The organism is Agrococcus sp. HG114 (assembly GCF_024723325.1).
Taxonomy (GTDB): domain Bacteria; phylum Actinomycetota; class Actinomycetes; order Actinomycetales; family Microbacteriaceae; genus Agrococcus.
Map to the genome: position 1 here is coordinate 1 of NZ_JANQCH010000213.1, position 1,581 is coordinate 1,581.

General features: G+C 76.2%; 3 protein-coding genes. 2 read left to right on the forward strand and 1 reads right to left on the reverse strand.

Going from position 1 to position 1,581, the window contains the following annotated elements; translation table 11 throughout:
* On the reverse strand, positions 1-199 hold a 199-nt coding region (locus NWP09_RS12750), incomplete at its 3' end, for a hypothetical protein (RefSeq protein WP_258275871.1).
* A 22-nt stretch (positions 200-221) separates the two neighbouring features.
* Between NWP09_RS12750 and NWP09_RS12755 the strand changes: the two genes are divergently transcribed.
* A complete protein-coding gene (locus tag NWP09_RS12755) occupies positions 222-818 on the forward strand; it encodes a DUF3000 domain-containing protein (RefSeq protein ID WP_258275872.1) in 597 nt (198 codons plus the stop codon).
* A 37-nt stretch (positions 819-855) separates the two neighbouring features.
* Positions 856-1,581, forward strand: a 726-nt coding sequence (locus tag NWP09_RS12760) for a ribonuclease D (RefSeq protein WP_369010428.1), incomplete at its 3' end; no start/stop codon positions are given.

Below are 1,581 nucleotides of genomic sequence, written 5' to 3' on the forward strand. Positions count from 1 at the left end.
GCCGCACCCCGCGCTCGTCGAGCCCGAGCACCGCCACGTCGTCGGCCTGCTCGCGCGGCAGGGTGACGAGCATCGACGCGAGCACCGCCGAGGTGCCGGTCACGGCGAGCGCGGCGCCGGTGGCCGCCACACCCCCCGCGACGAGCGCGAGCCGCGCGGCCCGCCGGTCGGAGGCGGCGCGCCGTGGCTGGGTGGTCACGCTCGAATCGTAGTCTTGCGGAGTGGACACGAGCAGTGCAGCGCCAGCGCCTGAGCCCGAGGCGTTCCGCGCTGCGGTCGACCAGCTGCGACGGGCAGAGCTGCGCAGCGAGCTCTCGGTGCGCGAGATCCCCGCTCCCGGCCGCATCGCCCCCTTCTCGTTCGCGATCGCCGCGGACGTCGGCGCGCCGGTGCACGGCCGCGACTCCGACATCGGCACGGGCCGCTTCATCCTCATGCACGACCCCGAGGAGCCCGAGGCGTGGGGCGGCGACTTCCGCATCGTGAGCTTCACGCAGGCGTCGCAGGATCCCGAGATCGGCGTCGACCCGTTCCTCGCCGAGGTCACGTGGACGTATCTCCTCGAGGCGCTCGAGCAGCGGCACGCCGAGTACCACTCCGAGTCGGGCACCGCGACGAAGATCCTCTCGAGCGGCTTCGGCGAGCTCGCGGCCCAGGGCGACGGCGCCCAGATCGAGCTCCGCGCATCGTGGACGCCCACCGGCCGCGACTTCGGGGCGCACCTGACGGCCTGGACCGACCTGCTGTGCGCGATCGCGGGGCTGCCGGTGCAGCCGGGCGCCGCCGGCCTCGACGCGCACAGGCGCTCGCGTGGCTGAGCCGCTCGAACCCGAGGCGCCGCGACTGCCGGAGGCGGTGCCGCAGGGCCCCCTCGACGTCGTCGAGGACGCGGATGCGCTCCGGCGCGCCGCGGACCGGCTCCACGCGGGCGAGGGCCCGGTGGCCGTCGACGCCGAGCGGGCGAACGGCTTCCGGTACAGCGCGCGCGCCTACCTCGTGCAGCTCCACCGCCGCGGCGCCGGCACCGTGCTCGTCGACCCGATCGCCGTCGACGACCTCTCGCCCCTCCAGGCGGCGATCGGCAGCGAGGAGTGGATCATCCACGCCGCGAGCCAGGACCTCCCGAGCCTCCGCGAGGTGGGCCTCGAGCCCGCGACGCTGTTCGACACCGAGCTCGGCGCGCGCCTCGCGGGCTTCGAGCGCGTCGGCCTCGCCGCCGTCACCGAGCGCCTCGTCGGGCTGCGCCTGCGCAAGGAGCACGGCGCGAGCGACTGGTCGACGCGGCCGATCCCCCGCGCGTGGCTCGAGTACGCGGCGCTCGACGTCGAGGTGCTCCCGGATGCGCGCGACGCGCTGGCCGCGGAGCTCGCGTCCCAGGGCAAGCAGGAGGTCGCCGAGCAGGAGTTCGCGTACGCGCTCGAGCGCACCCCGAAGCCCGCTGCGGCCGAGCCGTGGCGGCGCCTGTCCGGCATCCACGCGATCCGCGACCGGCGGCAGCTCGCGGTCGCCCGCGAGCTGTGGCTCGCGCGCGACGAGCTCGCGCGCGAGACGGACACCGCGCCCGGGCGCCTCGTGCCCGAC